Here is a 1,083-nt window from a genome sequence, read left to right as displayed (position 1 = left end):
GCCTCTAGACGATGGGGACACAGAAAACTGCTACCCTAGGACAAACACTAAAAATTGGTGGAGCTATGCGGGATCGAACCGCAGACCTCTTCGCTGCCAGCGAAGCGCTCTCCCAGCTGAGCTATAGCCCCAACTTATTCAATACGCTCTGTGATAAACACGTCGTGTATCGCTTAGTGCGGGGCGCATTCTATGCACCCCCCAAAATAAAGTCAACAGTTTTTTGTGCGACATTATTTAAATGGTTTAATTTTCAACAAACTGGCTATCATACATGCTAAAAAGTAGATTTTCATACTACTTAGTAACAATGAGCTTCGTTAAGTGTGCCACATTTAAGTTTGAGTTGAGCATAACGACCCTATAATACTAAAAGTACCTATTCACATCGGACTAAAAAGGTATACATTTATATGCAAATTGAGTTATCACTGCTTTTCTCCTAAAACAGGCCTACTTCCATCATAGCCTAGCTGGATTTTATTAAATGCTAATTGTAAAGCTTAACTATGCTAAGCGATAAACAACTTGTTAATTTGAGTGGTTTAAGCAATTGAATAACATAGGCAGGATGATCTGCACTAAAAAGCTTTACTTTGATTTCTTGGTTGCAACCCTGGCTCGGCAAATCAATTACCACTAAATTGAATTAATTTTCATCCTTAAAAAGCAACAGAGCCCTATCAAGTGAATATGAATGTAGTTACATTAGCGCCCAGCCATGCATGCTTATTGTTCGTTTTATGTTACCTTGTTGATAAAGTGAACACCATTTGCATTGTATTGATTATAAAAGCTTCATTCAGCACATTTTTATCATTCAAGTGTTGACACATTTACAAGTCTATCTATAATAGCGCCCCACAACAACGCAGCAATGCGGTGTTGTTTATATGTGGGTGATTAGCTCAGTTGGGAGAGCATCGCCCTTACAAGGCGAGGGTCACTGGTTCAAGTCCAGTATCACCCACCACATTTTAATATGTCGTATCTAAGTTCTGTACAGGTTTATTAACCCAATCAGAAAAAGAGAGCATTATTTTACTTACAAGTAATTGCTATGTTCACTGGTTAAAGTCCAGT

General features: G+C 38.6%; 2 tRNA genes. One reads left to right on the top strand and one right to left on the bottom strand.

Annotated features, from left to right (window positions below):
* Positions 1 to 55 precede the first annotated feature (55 nt).
* Positions 56 to 131 (bottom strand) — tRNA-Ala (locus CWB75_RS18750).
* Between the two features lie 766 nt (positions 132 to 897).
* Between CWB75_RS18750 and CWB75_RS18745 the strand changes: the two genes are divergently transcribed.
* A tRNA-Val gene (locus tag CWB75_RS18745) sits at positions 898 to 973 on the top strand.
* The last annotated feature ends 110 nt before the right edge of the window (positions 974 to 1,083 follow it).

The sequence above is a fragment of the Pseudoalteromonas sp. S1608 genome, from assembly GCF_005887265.1.
GTDB lineage: Bacteria > Pseudomonadota > Gammaproteobacteria > Enterobacterales > Alteromonadaceae > Pseudoalteromonas > Pseudoalteromonas undina.
The sequence above is the reverse complement of the archived record's forward strand: the minus strand, read 5'-3'. Positions and strand labels throughout refer to the sequence as shown.